The 19,283-nt window shown below is 71.2% G+C and carries 14 protein-coding genes; 3 read left to right on the top strand and 11 right to left on the bottom strand.

Going from position 1 to position 19,283, the window contains the following annotated elements; genetic code table 11:
* Positions 1-102 precede the first annotated feature (102 nt).
* Positions 103-474, bottom strand: coding sequence for a hypothetical protein (locus tag HN031_RS10655; protein ID WP_172269696.1), 372 nt, complete (start codon positions 472-474; stop codon positions 103-105).
* 38 nt (positions 475-512) lie between these two features.
* Entirely contained in the window at positions 513-1,247 is a 735-nt protein-coding gene (locus HN031_RS22310) for a ribonuclease H (RefSeq protein WP_367650729.1), read from the bottom strand.
* A gap of 25 nt (positions 1,248-1,272) precedes the next feature.
* Between HN031_RS22310 and HN031_RS10645 the strand changes: the two genes are divergently transcribed.
* Together HN031_RS10645 and HN031_RS10640 are read left to right on the top strand one after the other, a co-directional pair.
* Positions 1,273-2,061, top strand: a complete 789-nt coding sequence (locus tag HN031_RS10645; protein WP_172269692.1) for an SDR family NAD(P)-dependent oxidoreductase — start codon at positions 1,273-1,275, stop codon at positions 2,059-2,061.
* A gap of 20 nt (positions 2,062-2,081) precedes the next feature.
* Positions 2,082-2,807, top strand: a complete 726-nt coding sequence (locus HN031_RS10640) for an amino acid racemase (protein WP_172269690.1) — start codon at positions 2,082-2,084, stop codon at positions 2,805-2,807.
* Here HN031_RS10640 and HN031_RS10635 read toward each other — a convergent pair.
* The 5 genes from HN031_RS10635 to HN031_RS10615 all read right to left on the bottom strand — a co-directional run bounded on the left by HN031_RS10635 (position 2,804) and on the right by HN031_RS10615 (position 8,090).
* The gene (locus HN031_RS10635; RefSeq protein ID WP_172269688.1) at positions 2,804-3,694 is read right to left on the bottom strand and encodes a hypothetical protein; all 891 of its coding nucleotides are present in this window, start codon (positions 3,692-3,694) and stop codon (positions 2,804-2,806) included. The two genes, HN031_RS10640 and HN031_RS10635, sit on opposite strands and share 4 nt — an antisense overlap.
* A 55-nt stretch (positions 3,695-3,749) precedes the next feature.
* A complete protein-coding gene (locus HN031_RS10630; RefSeq protein WP_367650728.1) occupies positions 3,750-4,997 on the bottom strand; it encodes an SAM-dependent methyltransferase in 1,248 nt (415 codons plus the stop codon).
* Between the two features lie 76 nt (positions 4,998-5,073).
* Positions 5,074-5,745 (bottom strand): hypothetical protein, encoded by a 672-nt coding sequence (locus tag HN031_RS10625; RefSeq protein WP_172269684.1) that lies wholly within the window; start codon positions 5,743-5,745, stop codon positions 5,074-5,076.
* A 199-nt stretch (positions 5,746-5,944) separates the two neighbouring features.
* Positions 5,945-7,207, bottom strand: a complete 1,263-nt coding sequence (locus tag HN031_RS10620) for a hydroxyacid-oxoacid transhydrogenase (protein WP_172269682.1) — start codon at positions 7,205-7,207, stop codon at positions 5,945-5,947.
* Complete coding sequence (locus HN031_RS10615; RefSeq protein WP_172269680.1) at positions 7,200-8,090, bottom strand: NUDIX domain-containing protein; 891 nt, start codon at positions 8,088-8,090, stop codon at positions 7,200-7,202. The genes HN031_RS10620 and HN031_RS10615 overlap by 8 nt, the downstream gene beginning before the upstream one ends.
* A gap of 40 nt (positions 8,091-8,130) precedes the next feature.
* Here HN031_RS10615 and HN031_RS10610 point away from each other — a divergent pair, with 40 nt between their 5' ends.
* Complete coding sequence (locus tag HN031_RS10610; RefSeq protein WP_172269678.1) at positions 8,131-9,156, top strand: acyltransferase family protein; 1,026 nt, start codon at positions 8,131-8,133, stop codon at positions 9,154-9,156.
* 22 nt (positions 9,157-9,178) lie between these two features.
* Here HN031_RS10610 and HN031_RS10605 read toward each other — a convergent pair whose 3' ends face one another.
* The 4 genes from HN031_RS10605 to HN031_RS10590 all read right to left on the bottom strand — a co-directional run bounded on the left by HN031_RS10605 (position 9,179) and on the right by HN031_RS10590 (position 19,181).
* On the bottom strand, positions 9,179-10,426 hold the full coding sequence (locus tag HN031_RS10605) for a geranylgeranyl reductase family protein (protein WP_172269676.1): 1,248 nt from the start codon (positions 10,424-10,426) through the stop codon (positions 9,179-9,181).
* A gap of 49 nt (positions 10,427-10,475) precedes the next feature.
* Positions 10,476-11,498, bottom strand: coding sequence for a sugar phosphate isomerase/epimerase (locus tag HN031_RS10600; RefSeq protein WP_172269674.1), 1,023 nt, complete (start codon positions 11,496-11,498; stop codon positions 10,476-10,478).
* Positions 11,499-11,666: 168 nt separating this feature from the next.
* Positions 11,667-15,512, bottom strand: a complete 3,846-nt coding sequence (locus tag HN031_RS10595; protein WP_172269672.1) for a DNA-directed RNA polymerase subunit beta' — start codon at positions 15,510-15,512, stop codon at positions 11,667-11,669.
* 87 nt (positions 15,513-15,599) lie between these two features.
* On the bottom strand, positions 15,600-19,181 hold the full coding sequence (locus tag HN031_RS10590; protein ID WP_172269670.1) for a DNA-directed RNA polymerase subunit beta: 3,582 nt from the start codon (positions 19,179-19,181) through the stop codon (positions 15,600-15,602).
* Between the last annotated feature and the right edge of the window lie 102 nt (positions 19,182-19,283).

Genomic DNA, 19,283 nt, shown 5'->3' with positions numbered 1-19,283 from the left:
CGCCCGTCCTGGGAGTGCCCGGACGCGGGCACCTCCGGTGCAACCGCGCGAGGGGCCCCGGTGTTCCCGGTGGTGTCTCCCACCGCGCCCGGAGGGGTGGGTTCAGCGCGAGTGGGCGCCGGCCCCGGGCCGGCCGGAGGCGCCGCGCCTGCCGCGCACGAGGCCCAGTCCGCCCAGCAGGACGGCGAGGACGCCCCAGCCGCCGTCGTACCAGGGGGTGTCGGCGGGGCGGAAGGCCTCGGTGAGGGACAGCGCGAGGAGCCCGGCCGCCAGGCCCACGGTCACCCGCATCGCGACCGCGTCGCTCCGCACGAGCGTCGTGCCGAAGACGGCCGCCCCGACGAGCAGGAGCGCCAGGCCGATGAGGAACAGCGTGCCGGCGAGCGGGTCGGAGCCGCCGCCGAGGAGGGCACGGACGACCCAGAGCAGGCCGCCGAGGAGTGCCGCGGCTGCGGCGAGCTTCGCTGGAGGCATCCCGGAAGTGTGCCACGGCGGCCCGGCGCCGGCGCGGCTCACGACCCGTCGGCCCGCCGGCGCCACTGGTCCCCCGCGCGCTCCCAGACGCCGCTGCGCACCGCTGCGGACGGGTCGCCCGGGACCCGCCAGCCGAGCCGGACCGTGTCGCCGTCCAGCAGGTCGAGCGACACCACCTCGACGTCGGGCGCGGTGGGCGCCGGAGCCGCGTCGGCGAGGACGACGACGTCCGGCTCCTCCGGGCCCAGGCCGGAGAACAGGTCCGGCTCCGGCTCGACCTGCCCGACGCTGGCGGCGGGGTGGGCGGTCGAGCTGTCCGGGATCCCCGGTCCGGGGTCGGGCTCGCGCCCGTCGCGGTACGCCGCCGCGGCGGCGTTGGCGAGCCGGTCGGCCGCCTCGTTGAGCTCGTGCCCGGCGTGGCCCTTGACCCACACGAAGTCGACCCGGCGGCCCTGCATGGCAGCATCGAGGCCCTTGACCAGCTCGACGTTCATCACCGGCTTGCCGTCGCCCTTGCGCCAGCCGCGCCGCTTCCAGCCGGCCATCCACTTCGTCACGGTGTTGATGACGTAGGTGCTGTCGCAGTAGACGCGGAGCTCGTCGTCGAGGTGCGCGGTCTGCTGCAGCAGGTCGAGCACGGCCATCAGCTCGCCCATGTTGTTGGTGCCGTGGGGCCACCCGCCCGAGGCCCAGCAGTCGTCGTCGACGTACCACGCCCAGCCGGCCGGACCGGGGTTGCCGAGGGCCGAACCGTCTGCCGCCGCGATGATCACCGGGACATCTTGGCAGGATGGCTCCATGACCCAGGACCACCCCCACGACCACCCCCACGGCGGGCCCCACGATCCTGCCCACCCCCGCACCGCCGTCGTCACCGGCGCCTCCAGCGGCATCGGCGCCGCCACCGCGCGCGCCCTGGCCGCGCAGGGCTTCCGCGTCGTCTGCGCCGCCCGGCGCACCGACCGCATCGAGGACCTGGCCGCCGAGATCGGTGGCGAGGCGATCACCTGCGACATCACCGACGCGGCGTCGGTCGAGGCCCTGGCCGCGGCCGTCCCGGTGTGCCACGTGCTGGTCAACAACGCCGGCGGAGCGGTCGGCGTCGACCGGGTCGACGCGGCCGACCTCGACGCCTGGCGCTGGATGTACGACGTCAACGTGCTCGGCCTCGTCCGGGTCACCCAGGCCCTGCTCCCCTCGCTCCGCGCGAGCGGCGACGCGGTCATCGTCAACGTCGGCTCGACCGCCGGGCGCTGGGCCTACGAGGGCGGCGGCGGCTACACCGCGGCCAAGCACGGCGTGAAGGTGGTGACCGAGACGCTGCGGCTCGAGCTCAACGGCGAGCCGATCCGGATCACCGAGGTGGCGCCCGGGATGGTGCGCACGGAGGAGTTCTCCCTGGTCCGCTTCGGCGGTGACCAGGAGAAGGCCGACGCGGTGTACGCCGGCGTCGCCGAGCCGCTGCTCGCCGAGGACGTCGCCGACGCCATCGCGTGGGTGGCCACCCGGCCGTCGCACGTCGACATCGACGAGCTGGTCATCAAGCCGCGTGCCCAGGCCGCGGCGCACAAGGTGCACCGGGCCTGAGACGTGGGAGACTGCCGCGCGTGAAGACCATCGGACTCGTCGGCGGCATGAGCTGGGAGAGCAGCGCGGTCTACTACCGCGACCTCAACCTCGGGATGCGCGAGCGCCTCGGCGGGCTCTCCTCCCCCAGGCTTGCCCTGACGACGGTCGACTTCGCCGAGGTCACCCACCTCGAGGACGACGAGCGCTGGGACCAGGTCGGCTCGCTGCTCGCCGAGGCGGCGCGGGGCGTCGAGCGGGCCGGCGCGGACTTCCTGCTGCTCTGCACGACGACCTTCCACAAGGTCGCCGACCAGGTCGAGGAGGCCGTCGACATCCCGGTGCTGCACCTCGCCGACGTCGTCGCCGCCGCGGTGCGTGAGGCGGGCGTCGAGACGGTCGGGCTCATCGGGACCAAGGTCGCGATGCAGGAGCCGTTCTTCGTCGACCGGCTGCGGGGCCACGGCCTCTCGGTCGTCGTCCCCGACGCTCGCCACCACGACTTCCTCAACGACGCGATCTACGAGGAGCTCGTCCACGGCGTCGTGCTGCCCCGCACCCGCAACCGGGTCGTGGAGATCATCGAGGAGCTGTGGGACGCCGGGGCCGGCGGCGTGCTGCTCGGGTGCACCGAGCTCGAGCTGCTCGTCAAGCAGGCCGACGTCGAGCTGCCCGTCTTCCCGTGCACGACGCTGCACGTCCAGGCCGCGCTCGACGAGGCGCTCGCCGAGCCCTCTGCCTCGGCGCAGGTCCAGGCCCGGGCCTAGGCCGGGAGCGGCCTCCCCGTCGCGGTCGCGAGCCACCGCAGCGCCGTCCACGCCGGCGACTGCAGGGCGGTGGTGCGGGCCGCGGGCGGCAGGTCCACCTCCAGGACCTGCGACCGGGCACCCTCCGTGCTGACCAGCAGGTTCCGGCCGGCCAGCGCGATGCCCTCGCCCTGGTCCTGCTGCGGCAGCTCCCATGACGAGACGGGCGCCCACGACGGGAACGCGACGAGGTGGGCGTGGGAGTAGGTCCGCATCACGACGCCACCCCCGCCCGGCAGGAACGTGGCGTCGGTGACGAGCCCCGGGGCGTCGCCGACCTCCACGAGCCGGTTGGGCCGGTCGGCCCGCAGCGGGAGCGGGGCGGCGTACGCCGTGCCGGCGAAGACGCCCTTGGTGACCACGAGGAGGCGGCCCGTCAGCGGGTCCGCCAGCAGGGCCTCGGCGTCGCCGGCGCCCTCGGGATAGACCAGCTCGTACGACTCGGGCGTCACGCTGCGGTCGCCGCGGCCGACCGGCACGCGCAGGACCTCGACGGAGTCGCGCGCGCGGGCGTTGTCGCCGATGTCGCCGACCCAGACGTGGCCGGGACCGGCCGGGGCGAGTGCCTCGACGTCGACCGGGTCGCCGGCCCACGAGGTCACGCCCACGGTGTCACCGGTGTCCGGGTCGACGGCGAACACCCGTCCGGAGTCACCGGAGTCGTTGGTGGTGACGACGAGGCCGCCGGCCGCAGGACCCTCGAGCACCACGAGGCCGCTCGACTCGACCACGTCGGTGTCGGAGAACCGGAAGGCGACGTCCTCGGCTGCACCGGGCGCACCGGCGGCGGCGCCGAGCAGGAACGGCAGCGCGACCACCGCACCCACTGCCACCCGTCGGACCTCCATGGGCCCACGGTAGCCGCGGGGTCAGGCCGGCAGCACGATCAGCCCAGGAGCTCGATCAGCTGAGGAGCTCGCCGAGCCGGGGGCGGACGCCCCAGGCGGCGACGAGGTCGTCGTACTCGCCGCGGGACCGGTGAGCGCCGTCGGTCCGCACCGCGCGGATGAGGGTGTTGCGCGGGGTGTGCGCGCTCTCCACGAACTGGACCACGTCGACCCGGTAGCCCGTCCCCCGCAGCAGCTCGGCCCGCAGCGCGTCGGTCAACGTGTCGGCCAGCCGCTCGCGCAGGATGCCGTCGCGGGTCAGCGCGGCGTACGGCGCGGGCGGGGGCGCCTTGCGGAGCTGGGCCGCGATGTCGTGGTGGCAGCAGGGCGCCGCAAGCACCAGCGCGGCCTCCCACTCCACGGCCCGGGCGAGCGCGTCGTCGGTGGCGGTGTCGCAGGCGTGGAGGGCGAGCACCACGTCGGGCGCCTGCTCGAGCCGGGCGTCCTCGATGGAGCCGACGACGAAGTCCGCCTCGATCCCCAGCCCGGCCGCGACCGACGCGTTGTGGTCGGCCGACTGCTGCTTCACGTCGACGCCGGTCATCCGGACCGGCAGGCCGCGTCCGCCCCGGTCGGTCGGCATGGTGAGGAACTGGTGCGCGGCGAAGGTGAGGTAGGCGTTGCCGCAGCCCAGGTCCACGATCCGCAGCGGGTCGTCGGGCGTCGGGGTGCGGACGTGACCCTTGACCAGGCCGTCGGACAGGCTGGCGTCGAGCAGCCGGAGGAACTCCTCCACCTGGCGGTACTTCGCCTGCCGGCTCGGCTTCACCCGCCCCTGGGCGTCGCTGATGCCGAGGGCGACCAGCACCGGGTCGTCGCCGCGCAGCAGCCGGTCCTTGTCGCGGTCGTGGGCGCGGGTCACCTCGACCGCCTCCGCGCGGGCCGAGGTGTGGAGCATCGGCACGCCCTTCTTGGTCACCCGCAGCTGGTGGGTCTCGGTCGCCGTCTCGACGTGCCAGTTGGCGAACGGCTGCGCCAGCAGCTCGTCGACCGCCGCCTCGGCGGCCTCCCCCAGGAGGTGGTTGGCGGTGTGCGCCTGCGTCGCGTCGTACGACGTCACCTGCAGGTGGCGCCCGGCCCGCAGGTCGACGACCCGGACCTCGAGCCGCTGCACCTCGCGGCCACCCGTCACCGGCGCCGGCTGCCCCCTGCGCCGACCACTGGCCAGTCCGCGGACGAGCTGGTCGGCGTCGAGCAGCGCGGCCCGCAGCCGCGACCACTCGGCGCTGTCGCGGAGCTCGTGCGTGAGGTCCGGTGCACTCACAGGACCGCGGCGAGGACGACGATGAGGATGAGCGTCCCCAGTGCCACCGGGATCACGAGTCGGCGGTGGCGGGGGTTCATGCTTCCATCCTAGGTCGCCCGGTCGAGGCATCCCGCTTCCTGCCGTGGAGCAGCCGGAACGGGCCCCCTGCTCCGGTCGTGAACCGCCGGCCGCGCTGGCCGTCGAACCAGGCTCCCGCCTCGCCGAGCACGAAGGCATAGGCCCGCCGCGTGTAGTCCGACCCGGGCGGGGAGGAGGCGATGCGCGCCTCGCTGAGCGCCGCGCCCTCGTCCGCCAGCGCGGCGTCGATGCCGCGGATCTCGGCCCCGAGCACCACGATCCCACCGCAGGTCGCGACGAAGGGCACGCCCTTGTACTGCCCCACGCCGCGCAGGAGCGCCTCCAGCCGGAACCCCAGGTGCCACCACCCTCGCACCGCGTCGAGCTGCTGGGGGCGTGGCGCCAGGACGTCGGCCCCGCGCCACGTCCGCCACGAGCTCGCCGGATCTGGGGTGCGTGGCGCAACGCGCGCCACGAAGATCGGCCGTCCCGTCCGCTGTCGGATCTCGCACGGCGGGTCCATCCGATCGAGGACGGCACACACGGCGCGGGCGTCGTACAGGAGCGTGCCCCCTGCCGACAGCGGGCGTCCCGCCACGTTGGCCTTCAGGGCACTGCGCGCTGCGTCGCGACCGACGCCGGGCACCATCAGGTGCCTGGTCGCCTGCCGCTCGGTCCAGAGCTCCATGTCCTCGACGGTAGGGACCGGAGCGGGCGAACGGGCCGTCCTCCACAGCCGGGTTCGGATGGTCTCGACGGAGTGCCGTGCGCCAGCGGCCCTGTCAGGCGCAGTCGTTGTTCGGCTCCACCTGTACGGAAGCCCCCCCGGGCACTTGCGTACACCTGGCGGTGAACATCGACTGCTCGGACGGCCGCGCGGGCGCGGGTCACCAGTGCTCGAGCGACTCCCGGAACACCCTCGCCAGGTCCTCGGCCGTGACCGCGATGGGGGCGGTCGCGAGCAGTCGCTGCTGCTTGAGCGCGCCCTCCACCAGGTCGTCGACGTCGGCCCCGCCGTAGCCGAGCTCGGCCAGGCCGCTCGGCAGGCCCACGTCGCGCATCAGCCCGCGCAGCACGGCAGGGAGTGGCTCGCCGTCACCGCCGAGCAGCTCGGCCGCACGTCGGTGCCGCTCGGGCGACGCCTCGTGGGTGAGCGCAAAGGCTGCGGGCGCCGTCATCACGACGGCCATGCCGTGCGGGACGATGGGCTCGTCGGCCGGGTAGCCCTCGGGCCGGTAGTCCCGGACGCGGCCGGCGATCGGGTACGCGCAGGCGTGGGGGACGTGCACGCCGGCGTTGCCGAAGCCGAGCCCGGCGAAGGTGGCGGCCAGCGCCATCTGCTCGCGCGCCTCGCGGTCGCTGCCGTCGCGCACCGCGGTCCGGAACGCACCGGCGAGCAGTGACAGCGACTTCTCCGCCCACATGTCGGCGATCGGGTTGGCGCCGCAGTAGGGCACCCGCTGCTCGGGCTGCTTGGCGTCGAAGTCGCCGAACCAGCGCGCGGTCCAGCTCTCGAGGGCGTGGCACAGGATGTCCATCCCGCACGAGGCGGTCACCATCGCCGGCTGCGTCATGGTGAGGTCCGGGTCGACGACGGCCAGGGTGGGCCGCAGGCGGGCGTGGGAGATGCCGGTCTTGACCTTGAGCGCGAGCACGTCGAGGACGCAGATGGTCGTCGACTCCGCCCCGGTGCCGGTGGTGGTCGGGACGGCGACGAGCGGGAGCAGAGGGTGCTCGGGGGCCCGGCCGCCGCCGACGGGCGCGTTGACGTAGTCCATCAGCGACCCGGCGTTGGTCAGCAGCAGGTCGACGGCCTTGGCGGTGTCGATCGCGGACCCGCCGCCGACGGCGACGACGGCGTCGAAGGGCCCGGCGTCGCGCGCGAAGGCGATGGCCTCCTCGAGCGAGGCGTCCGTCGGCTCGACCCGAGCGCCGGCGAACACCGTGACGTCGAGGCCCCGCGCGGTCATCGACGCCGCCACCCGGTCGGGGCTGCCGGTCGCCGCCACGCCGGGGTCGGTGACCAGCAGCACCCGCCGGGCCGGGCCCGCGGTGGCGACGAGCTGCTCGACGTCCCAGCCGATCTCGTCGCTGGCGCCGCGGCCGAACTTCAGGCCGGGTGCGGCGTAGGTGAAGACGGTCTCAGTCATGCGTGCTCCTCGTGGCATAGCGGACCAGGTCGAGGACGTCGACGGCGCCGGCCTCGATGTCGGCCATCGGCACCCATGCGACCGCGTCGGTGGTGCCGTCGACCTCCTGCACGTGCGGCTCGCCCTCGCCGACCGTGGCGGCGTAGACGAGGTGGATGCCGTGGTAGTCCTCGATCCGACCCGACGGCGCGTGCCCGGCGAAGTGGGTGTCGTGGACGCCGAGCAGCCCGGTCACCTCGCAGGGCAGGCCGCACTCCTCCTCGACCTCGCGGGCCAGCGCCACGGACGGGTGCTCGCCGTGGTCGACCCCACCGCCGGGCAGCGTCCAGCTCCCCGGGTGCGCGGCGCGCGTGGAGAGCCGGGTGAGCAGCACGTCGTCGCCGCGGCGGACCAGGGCGTACGCCGCGACGCGCTGCAGCCGGTGGGGCTGGTGGTCGACGAGGGCGTCGGTCACCTGCGTCGCGACCGGGACGGCGCCGGAGGCCACGTCCTCGAGCCGGTGCCAGGCGGCCTCGATGGTGGACCCGTCGACCTCGACGACCCGGGGCGCCGGGGCGTCCGGCGGGACCCAGGCGTCGTAGACGATGCGGATCGCGTGGGCGTCCACGAGCAGCCCGTCGCGGGGCGCGCGAGGCATGTGGGCGCTGTAGACGTGGGCCGTCTCACCGACCGCGGCGGCGAGCCCGGTCTCCTCGTGGATCTCGCGCACCAGCGCTGCACGGGGGTCCTCACCGTGGTCGACGCCGCCGCCCGGGAGCGTCCACATCTCGGCGCGCGAGACCCGGGGCGCGAGGCGGCTGAGCAGGATCTCGACGCGCCCTCCACGCTCGCGGAGCATGACGGCGTACGCCGCCACTCGCTGTCTCCTCGGCAGGGAACCCATGCCTCCAACCTAGTGAAGAAGGTGAAGTAGGTTGTCCGCCGTGTCCCCCGCGTCCCGTGACCCGTGGCTCGACAACGTCAAGATGGTGCTCGTGACCCTGGTCGTGGTCGGTCACGCGATCGGGTTGGTCGAGGAGACCAAGGGCAGCCACTGGGTCTACGACTTCATCTACCTGTGGCACATCCCGGCGTTCGTCTTCATCAGCGGCTATCTCTCCAAGTCGTTCGAGTGGGACCGGCGGCGGCTGAAGAACCTCGTCTACACCCTGGCGGTGCCCTACCTGCTCTTCGAGCCGGCGCTGTTCTACTACCGGCGCGAGGTCGTCGGGGAGGGCGTGACCGGTCCGTTGTGGCTCGAGCCGCACTGGACGATGTGGTACCTCATCGTGCTGCTCATGTGGCGGTTGGTGACGCCGATCCTCAAGCTGCACTGGCTGTTCCTGCCGCTCTCGGTGATCGTCAGCCTGCTCGGCGGGCTGTGGACCGACGACGCCCTGATGATGCCGCGCTTCCTCGGCCTGCTCCCCTTCTTCGTGCTGGGCCTGCACCTCAAGCCGCGCCACCTCGCGCACCTCGACGACGTGTGGGTCCGCCTCGCCGCGGTCCCGACGCTGGTCGGCATCGGCATCATGGCGGTCTACACCGACACGTGGGCCGAGACGGCGCTGCTCTGGTACGACACCGGCTACTCCGACCTGCCCATCGACAACGAGATCGCGTTCCAGACGCGGCTGACGGTGATGATGGTCGGCCTGGCGGGGGCGTTCGCCGCGATGGCCCTCGTGCCCCGGCGCGACCTCGGCTGGTTCACCACCATGGGCACGGCGACGATGGTCATCTACCTGTTCCACGGCTTCGTCATCAAGACGTTCCTGGCGCTCGGCTGGCCGGACTTCACCGCGGCGCAGCCCATCCTCGGGCTGGTGCTGACGATCCTGGGTGCGGTCGCGCTCGCCCTCCTGCTCGCCAGCCCGCCGGTCCGTCGCGTGCTCGAGCCGTTCACCAACCCGCTCGGCTGGATCGAGCAGCGCCGCAGGAGCACCCGTTCGGAGCGCACCTCGGCCTGAGGACCCGCCCGCCCGAGCGTGCTCAGGAAAAGGGCGGCCGCGCGTCGCGGGCCATCGACCGGCGGCCGGCCCACCGCCACACCCGAGCGGCGCGGTCACGGTCCGCGTCGTCGACGAGGTTGCCCATCCACCGCAGCGCCAACGTCATCAGCCAGTCCGAGCGCATGCCGGCCGGGCCGAGCGCGGCCACGACCCGGGGCTGGGTCGCGATCCCCGCCAGGCGCCGGGCGATGGAGAACGCCTCGCCGTAGTGCTCCACCAGCGTCGAGCGCCACGCCTCGCCGAGCCCGGCTCCCCCGGCGATGTGCTCGGCGACGAAGCGGCCGGTCTCCAGGCCGTAGTCGATGCCCTCGCCGTTGAGCGGGTTCACGCACGCGGCGGCGTCGCCGATGAGCGCCCAGTTGGGGCCCGCGACGTTGCTGACGGCACCGCCCATCGGCAGCAGCGCCGAGGTCGGCATCCTCAGCTCGCCGGACAGCCCGAAGTCCGCGCCGATCGTGTCGGCGTAGGTCTGCATGAGCGGCTTGATGGCCACCTCGGCGGGCCGTCGGCTCGTCGCCAGCGTGCCGGCGCCGAGGTTCACGGTGCCGTTGCCCAGCGGGAAGATCCAGCCGTAGCCCGGGACCAGCTCGCCCGCCTCGTCGCGGAGCTCGAGGTGGGAGCTGATCCACGGGTCGTCGGACAGCTCGGAGTCGACGTAGGACCGGCCGGCGACGGCGTACACCGTGTCGCGGTGCCACTCGCGGCCCAGCACCTTGCCCAGTGGCGAGCGCACGCCGTCGGCCACCACGAGCCACCGGCAGGCGACCTCGTAGGTGCCCGCGCCGTCGCGCAGCTCGACCGCGGCCACCCGCTCGCCGTCGCGTCGTACGCCGACCGCGCGGGTGCCGTCGACCGCCTGGGCGCCGCTCTTGATCGCCACCGTGCGCAGGTGGTCGTCGAGCTCGGTGCGGGCCACGGCCGAGCCCCAGTCGGGGAGCGAGCCGCCCGGCCAGGGCAGCAGCAGCGTCTGGCCGAAGCCGTGCGCGCGCAGTCCCTCGTTGACCGTATGGGCGCGCAGCCAGTCCTCGAGGCCGAGCCTCTGCATCTCCCCGATCGCGCGCGGGGTGAGACCGTCGCCGCAGGTCTTGTCACGCGGGAACGTCGCCGCGTCGACCAGCACGACCTCGAGCCCGGCCCGCGCCGCCCACGCCGCGGCGGCCGAGCCCGCAGGCCCGGCGCCGACGACGAGGACGTCGGCCGAGGTCGGTCGCGAGGAGGGCGCGGTCACGCCGGAATCCTCTCAGACCTCCCCAGCCGGTCGCGGACCAGTCGCGACCTCAGTACTCCAGGTGGTCGAGGTAGAGGTGACCGACCGCCGCCGAGAGCAGCGGTGCCGCAGGGTTGTCGGGGGTGTCGTTCTCGACGATGTACTCCTCGACCTCGTGGTTGCGGAAGAGCTCGGGGAAGTCGATGACCCCGACGCCCAGGTCGCACATGTCGGCCTCGGCCTGGGTCGTGCCCATCGCGGTGCGGTCCTTGACGTGGTACTGCCGGACCGCGAGCGGGGCGTCGTTGACGACGTCCTTCGCGAACTCGAGCGCCGACTCGGCGGTCGTGTGCCCGGTGTTCACGCCGGCGGTGAAGGCCCAGTAGAGGTCGACCTCGAGGTGCACGAACCGGCGGTCGAGGCGGTCCATGAACACCTCCCACGGTGTCAGCCCGCCGCCGAGGTCGATCGTGAACTCGTGGGCGTGGTTGTGGTAGCCGTAGCGCAGCCCGTAGCTCCTCGCGACCCTGGCCTCCTCGTTCATCTGGTCCGCCCACCTCTGCCAGTCGGCGAGCTTGTCGGAGTTGAGGTAGGGCACGTTGACGTAGCGCTGGCCCAGCGTCCGGGCGTTCTGGAACTTCAGGTGCGCGGCACCGATGGTGGCGCTGATGCCGTCGTGGCTCGACGTGGCCCGCAGGCCGAGGTCGTCGAGGGTGGCGCGCATCGCGGCCGCCGTCTGCCCGTAGAGACCGGCGAGCTCCACCCGCTCGTAGCCGTAGCGAGCGAGCGCTTCCAGCACCCGCAGGTAGCCGATCTTCACCGGGTCGCCCACGACGAGCTCGTCGGCCGCCGAGCGGAGCGTGTAGAGCTGGATGCTGATGCGGTCGTGCGGCACCTCGCGGCGCCGCCCGTGCCCGTGGCCGTGGCCGTGGCCCGGTCCGCGGCCCTGGGCGAGCGCCGGCGTCGCCGTCGCGCCGACCGCGGCGGCTCCCGCCGCGACGCCTGCCGCTCCGCGGAGCAGTCCGCGCCGGCTGGCGCCCTTCTGGGCGAGGGAGCGCTCGAGCGCCGCGTCCCCGTCATGTCCGAAGCACATGGTGGCCACCTTTCGTCCGAGGGGTGCGACGTGGTGGTCGTCACATCGCGTCTCGACGCTAGGCCGACTTGTGTCGGAGGTCAATCAAAAGTCGCGCCCGTCTCGACATGAGGGCATGACGAAAGGCCCCGGCCTCCCGTGAGGGAGACCGGGGCCTGTCGATCCGACTCAGTTCTGGTACGACCCGAAGTCGAAGTCGTCGAGCGCGACGGCCTGCGACGACGGACCGAAGTCGTAGTCGTAGGAGTCGTAGCCCGTGACCGAGTAGGCCGCGGCACGCGCCTCCTCGGTGGGCTCCACCCGGATGTTGCGGTAGCGCTCGAGGCCGGTGCCGGCCGGGATGAGTTTTCCGATGATCACGTTCTCCTTCAGGCCACGGAGGCTGTCGGAGCGGCCGTTGATCGCGGCGTCGGTGAGGACCCGGGTGGTCTCCTGGAAGGAGGCCGCCGAGAGCCACGACTCCGTCGCGAGCGAGGCCTTGGTGATGCCCATGAGGACCGGGCGACCCGAGGCCGGCTTGCCGCCCTCGGAGACCACGCGACGGTTCTCCTCCTCGAACCGCACCCGGTCGACCAGGTCGGACGGGAGCAGGTTGGTGTCACCGGACTCGATCACCGTCACCCGGCGCAGCATCTGCCGGATGATGATCTCGATGTGCTTGTCGTGGATCGACACACCCTGCGAGCGGTAGACCTCCTGGACCTCGTCCACGAGGTGCTCCTGCGCCTTGCGGACACCGAGGATGCGCAGGACGTCCTGCGGGTCGGGCGTACCGGAGGTGATGTGGTGACCCACCTCGATGTGGTCGCCGTCCTCGACGTTGAGGCGCGAGCGCTTGGACACCGGGATCTCCTGGACCTCGGAGCCGTCGTCGGGGGTGACCACGACGACGCGGGCCTTGTCGCTCTCCTCGATCTTCACGCGACCGGCGGACTCCGAGATCGGGGTCCGGCCCTTGGGCGAGCGGGCCTCGAAGAGCTCGACCACACGGGGCAGACCCTGCGTGATGTCGTCCGCGGAGGCCACGCCACCGGTGTGGAAGGTGCGCATGGTCAGCTGCGTGCCGGGCTCACCGATGGACTGGGCGGCGATGATGCCGACCGCCTCACCGATGTCGACCAGCTGGCCGGTGGCCAGCGAGCGGCCGTAGCACTTGGCACACGTGCCGGTGCGGGCGTCGCAGGTGAGGACCGAGCGGACCTTCACCTCGGTGATGCCCGCGGACACGAGCTCGCCGATCTTGACGTCACCCAGGTCCTCGCCGGCGGCGGCGAGCACCTCACCCGTCTCCGGGTGGGTGATCTCGACGGCGGCGGAGCGGGCGTAGGCCGAGGTCTCCACGTGCTCGTCGTCGATCCGCTTGGGCAGGCCGCGCTCGGTGCCGCAGTCGTCCTCACGGATGATGACGTCCTGCGACACGTCCACCAGACGACGGGTCAGGTAGCCCGAGTCGGCGGTGCGCAGCGCGGTGTCGGCCAGGCCCTTGCGGGCACCGTGGGTCGAGATGAAGTACTCGAGCACCGACAGGCCCTCGCGGAAGTTGGCCTTGATCGGGCGCGGGATGATCTCGCCCTTCGGGTTGGCCACCAGACCACGCATGGCCGCGACCTGCCGGATCTGGTTCATGTTTCCGGAGGCACCCGAGTCGACCATCATGTAGATCGGGTTGGTGCGGTCGAAGTTGGTCTCCATCGCGCGACCGACCTCGGCAGCAGCCTGGGTCCACAGCTCGATGAGCTCCTGACGACGCTCGTCGTCGGTCATCACACCGCGCTCGTAGTTCTTCTGGACCTTCTCGGCCTGCGCCTCGTAGCGGCCCAGGATCTCGGCCTTGCTGTCCGGGGTGGTGACGTCGTCGATCGAGACCGTCACGCCCGAGCGCGTGGCCCAGTGGAAGCCGGCATCCTTGAGGGCGTCGAGCGACGCGGCGACCTGCACCTTGGTGTAGCGCTCGGCGAGGTCGTTGACGATCGCTCCGAGGCGCTTCTTGCCGACCTCCTCGTTGACGAACGGGTAGTCCGCCGGGAGCGTGTCGTTGAAGTAGACGCGACCCAGGGTCGTCTCGAGCAGGATCGCGGTCCGCTCCTCCCAGTCGGCACCCAGCTCGAGGTCGAGCGGGGGCACGATGTCGTTGAGGCGGATCTTGATCTTGCTCTGCAGCCCGATCTCGGCGCGGTCGTAGGCCATGATCGCCTCGGCCGGGGACGAGAAGATGCGGCCCTCGCCGACCTCGCCCTCGCGCTCCGCGGTCAGCCAGAAGAGGCCGATGATCATGTCCTGCGAGGGCATGGTCACCGGACGGCCGTCCGAGGGCTTGAGGATGTTGTTGGTCGACAGCATCAGGATGCGGGCCTCGGCCTGCGCCTCCGCGGACAGCGGGAGGTGCACGGCCATCTGGTCACCGTCGAAGTCGGCGTTGAACGCGCCGCACACGAGCGGGTGGATCTGGATGGCCTTGCCCTCGATCAGCTGCGGCTCGAAGGCCTGGATGCCGAGGCGGTGCAGGGTGGGCGCGCGGTTGAGCAGCACGGGGTGCTCGGTGATGACCTCTTCGAGGACGTCCCACACGACCGGGCGCGCGCGCTCGACCATCCGCTTGGCGGACTTGATGTTCTGCGCGTGCGAGAGGTCGACGAGGCGCTTCATCACGAACGGCTTGAAGAGCTCGAGCGCCATCTGCTTGGGCAGGCCGCACTGGTGGAGCTTGAGCTGCGGGCCCGAGACGATGACCGAACGACCGGAGTAGTCGACGCGCTTGCCGAGCAGGTTCTGCCGGAATCGACCCTGCTTGCCCTTGAGCATGTCGGAGAGCGACTTCAGCGGACGGTTGCCCGGACCGGTGACGGGGCGGCCACGACGGCCGTTGTCGAAGAGGCTGTCGACGGCCTCCTGCAGCATCCGCTTCTCGTTGTTGACGATGATCTCGGGGGCACCGAGGTCGAGCAGTCGCTTGAGGCGGTTGTTGCGGTTGATGACGCGGCGGTAGAGGTCGTTCAGGTCGGAGGTGGCGAAGCGGCCACCGTCGAGCTGGACCATCGGACGCAGGTCCGGCGGGATCACCGGGACGGCATCGAGCACCATGCCGATGGGCTGGTTGCCGGTCTTGCGGAAGGCGTCGACGACCTTGAGGCGCTTGAGGGCGCGGACCTTGCGCTGGCCCTTGCCGTTGGCGATGGTGTCGCGCAGCGACTCCACCTCGGCCTCGATGTCGAAGTCCTGGAGGCGCTTCTGGATCGCCGTGGCGCCCATGTGGCCCTCGAAGTACTTGCCGAACCAGGTCTTCATCTCGCGGTAGAGCAGCTCGTCGCCGAGCAGGTCCTGGACCTTGAGGTTCTTGAAGGTGTCCCAGACCTCCTCGAGGCGCGCGATCTCACGGTTGGCGCGGTCACGGAGCTGGTTCATCTCGCGGTCGGCACCGTCGCGCACCTTGCGCTTGGCGTCGGCCTTGGCACCCTCGGCCTCGAGGGTGGCGAGGTCCTCCTCGAGCTTCTTGGCGCGGTCCTCGATGGAGGCGTCGCGACGCTTCTCGAGGCGCTCGCGCTCGAGCCCGACCTTGTTCTCGAGGGACTCGGAGTCGCGGTGGCGCGCGTCCTCGTCGACCGAGGTGATCATGTAGGCGGCGAAGTAGATGACCTTCTCGAGGTCCTTCGGCGCCAGGTCGAGCAGGTAGCCCAGGCGCGACGGGACGCCCTTGAAGTACCAGATGTGGGTCACGGGGGCGGCGAGCTCGATGTGGCCCATGCGCTCACGACGCACCTTGGAACGGGTCACCTCGACGCCGCAGCGCTCGCAGATGATGCCCTTGAAGCGCACGCGCTTGTACTTGCCGCAGTAGCACTCCCAGTCCCGGGTGGGACCGAAGATCTTCTCGCAGAAGAGGCCGTCACGCTCCGGCTTGAGCGTGCGGTAGTTGATGGTCTCCGGCTTCTTGACCTCGCCGTGGCTCCACGTGCGGATGTCGTCCGCCGTGGCCAGGCCGATCTGAAGCTGGTCGAAGAAGTTCACGTCGAGCACGATGGCTGATGTCCTTCGTTAGTTCTGGGAAAGAGTGGTGCTGGGACTGAGGGCGGTACGCCGGCCGGAGCCGGCGTACCGACGCGCTCAGACTTCTTCGACGCTGCTGGGCTCGCGGCGGGAGAGGTCGATGCCGAGCTCCTCGGCGGCCCGGAAGACGTCTTCCTCGGCATCCTTGAGCTCGATCTGCGAGCCGTCCTGCGACAGCACCTCCACGTTGAGGCAGAGCGACTGCATCTCCTTGACGAGCACCTTGAACGACTCGGGGATGCCCGAGTCGGGGATGTTCTCGCCCTTCACGATGGCCTCGTAGACCTTCACGCGCCCCGGGACGTCGTCGGACTTGATCGTCAGCAGCTCCTGGAGGGCGTAGGCAGCGCCGTAGGCCTCCATCGCCCAGACCTCCATCTCGCCGAACCGCTGGCCGCCGAACTGGGCCTTACCACCCAGGGGCTGCTGCGTGATCATCGAGTAGGGGCCGGTCGAGCGAGCGTGGATCTTGTCGTCGACGAGGTGGTGGAGCTTGAGGATGTACATGTAGCCCACCGCCACCGGCGCCGGGAACGGCTCACCCGAGCGACCGTCGAAGAGGGCGGCCTTGCCGTCCTCCTTGACCATCCGCTCACCGTCACGGTTGGGCAGCGTCGCGCCCAGCAGACCGGTGATCTCGTCCTCGCGGGCACCGTCGAAGACCGGGGTCGCGACCTTGGTGCCGGGCTCGCTCTTCTCGGCGTGGATCGCCATCAGGCGGTCCTTCCACTCGGCCGAGCCCTTGTCGCCGTGGAGGTCGATGTCCCAGCCCTGCTTGGCCAGCCAGCCCAGGTGCAGCTCGAGGATCTGGCCGATGTTCATCCGTCGCGGCACACCCAGCGGGTTGAGCACGACGTCGACCGGGGTGCCGTCCTCCATGAACGGCATGTCCTCGACGGGCAGGATCTTGGCGATGACGCCCTTGTTGCCGTGGCGTCCGGCGAGCTTGTCGCCCACCGAGATCTTGCGCTTCTGGGCGACGTAGACGCGGACCAGCTGGTTGACGCCGGGGGGGAGGTCGTCGCCGTCCTCGCGGTCGAAGACCCGCACGCCGATGACCGTGCCGGACTCACCGTGGGGCACCTTCATCGAGGTGTCGCGCACCTCGCGCGCCTTCTCGCCGAAGATCGCGCGGAGCAGGCGCTCCTCGGGGGTGAGCTCGGTCTCGCCCTTGGGCGTGACCTTGCCGACCAGGATGTCACCGGTGGTGACCTCGGCGCCGATGCGGATGATGCCCCGCTCGTCGAGGTCGGCCAGGCCCTCCTCGGAGACGTTGGGGATGTCCCGCGTGATCTCCTCGGGGCCGAGCTTGGTGTCGCGTGCGTCGACCTCGTGCTCCTCGATGTGGATCGAGGTGAGGACGTCCTCCTGCACCAGGCGCTGGCTGAGGATGATCGCGTCCTCGTAGTTGTGGCCCTGCCACGGCATGAAGGCGACGAGCAGGTTGGTGCCCAGCGCCATCTCCGCGTTGTCGGTGCACGGACCGTCGGCGATCGGCGTGCCGACCTCGAGGCGGTCACCGGTCTTCACCAGCGGGCGCTGGTTGATGCAGGTGCCCTGGTTGGAGCGGCGGAACTTGGCCAGCTTGTAGGTCTGGTAGGTGCCGTCGTCGTTCATCGTCTCGATGGCGTCGGCGGACACCTCCTTGACCACACCGGCGTTCTCGGCGACGACCACGTCACCGGCGTCGACGGCGGCGCGGTACTCCATGCCGGTGCCCACGAGGGGGCTGTCGCTCGTGATGAGCGGCACGGCCTGGCGCTGCATGTTGGCGCCCATGAGCGCGCGGTTGGCGTCGTCGTGCTCGAGGAACGGGATCAGGGCCGTCGCGACCGACACCATCTGGCGCGGGGAGACGTCCATGTAGTCGACCTCGTCACGCAGGATCGCGTCGACCTCGCCGTTCTTCTGGCGGACCAGGACGCGCTCCTCGGTGAAGCGCATCTTGTCGTCGAGCGGCGCGTTGGCCTGCGCGATGACGTAGCGGTCCTCGTCGTCGGCGGTGAGGTAGTCGATCTGGTCGGTGACCACACCGGCCTGCACCTTGCGGTAGGGCGTCTCGACGAAGCCGAACGGGTTGATCCGGCCGTAGGAGGCCAGCGACCCGATCAGGCCGATGTTGGGGCCTTCCGGGGTCTCGATCGGGCACATGCGGCCGTAGTGCGACGGGTGGACGTCACGGACCTCCATGCCGGCGCGGTCGCGGGACAGACCACCGGGGCCGAGGGCCGAGAGGCGACGCTTGTGCGTCAGGCCGGCGATCGGGTTGGTCTGGTCCATGAACTGGCTCAGCTGCGAGGTGCCGAAGAACTCCTTCAGCGCCGCGACCACGGGGCGGATGTTGATCAGGGACTGGGGCGTGATGGCCTCGACGTCCTGGGTCGTCATCCGCTCGCGGACCACGCGCTCCATGCGGGCCAGGCCCGTGCGGAGCTGGTTCTGGATGAGCTCGCCGACCGTGCGCATGCGGCGGTTGCCGAAGTGGTCGATGTCGTCGGCCTGGACCTTGACGGGGGCACCGTCGGGACCCTCGACCACGGCGCCGGAGGCGTCGACCAGGTCGGGCGCCTCGCCCTGCACGCCGGCGGCGTGCAGCTGCACGACGTAGCGGATCGCGGCCACGACGTCGTCGATGGTCAGCGTCTGCTGGTCGAAGGCCTCGTGGAGGCCGAGCTTCTTGTTGATCTTGTAGCGGCCGACCTTCGCCAGGTCGTAGCGCTTGGGGTTGAAGTAGTAGTTGTTGAGCAGCGTCTGCGCGGCCTCGGCCGTCGGCGGCTCGCCCGGGCGGAGCTTGCGGTAGATGTCGAGCAGCGCGAGGCGGGTGACCTCGTCGTTGACCTGCTCGGCGGTGGGGGCCTCGCCCCGCGCCTTCTTCTGCAGCTCCTCGTGGACGACCTCGTAGCGGACGCTGTCCTTCTCGAGGGTCAGCATCATGGACTCGTACTGGCCGAACTCCTCGCGGATCTGGTCGGTGGTCCAGCCGAGGGCCTTGAGCAGGACGGTGACGTTCTGCTTGCGCTTGCGGTCGAGGCGTACGCCGACCAGGTCGCGCTTGTCGATCTCGAACTCGAGCCACGCGCCACGGCTCGGGATGAGCTTGGCGGTGAAGATGTCCTTGTCGGACGTCTTGTCCGGGCTCGACTCGAAGTAGACGCCGGGCGAGCGGACGAGCTGGGACACGACGACCCGCTCGGTGCCGTTGATGATGAAGGTGCCCTTGCGGGTCATCATGGGGAAGTCGCCCATGAAGACCGTCTGGCCCTTGATCTCGCCGGTCTCGTGGTTCATGAACTCGGCCGAGACGTAGAGCGGGCGGGAGTAGGTGAAGTCCTTCTCCTTGCACTCCTCCTCGGTGTACTTCTCGTCGAGGAAGACCGGGTTGTCGAAGGAGAGCATCATCGTCTCGGAGAAGTCCTCGATCGGGGAGATCTCCTCGAAGATCTCCTGCAGACCGGTCTTCTCGGAGACGTCCTCACCGGCAGCCCTGCGGGCCGCCACCGTCTCCTCCCAGCGCTCGTTGCCGACCAGCCAGTCGAAGCTGTCGGTCTGGAGCGAGATGAGGGGGGGAACCTCGAGAGGCTCGGTGATCTTTGCAAAAGAAGTGCGACGGTAGTTACCAGCGGAGCTGCGCGCGGCCAAGAGGTGTCCTCACGAATGATCAAGTGATCTGGCGCCGGCCGACCACCGCAACAACCGTCCGAAGGCGTCGGGCATCTGAGGGCAGGCGCAAGGAACTACGAT

Origin of the sequence: Nocardioides sp. zg-1308, from assembly GCF_013155375.1 — a bacterium.
GTDB classification, from domain to species: Bacteria; Actinomycetota; Actinomycetes; order Propionibacteriales; family Nocardioidaceae; genus Nocardioides; species Nocardioides renjunii.
Note: the sequence above shows the minus strand (reverse complement) of the source record. Positions and strands in the feature narration are given on the sequence as shown.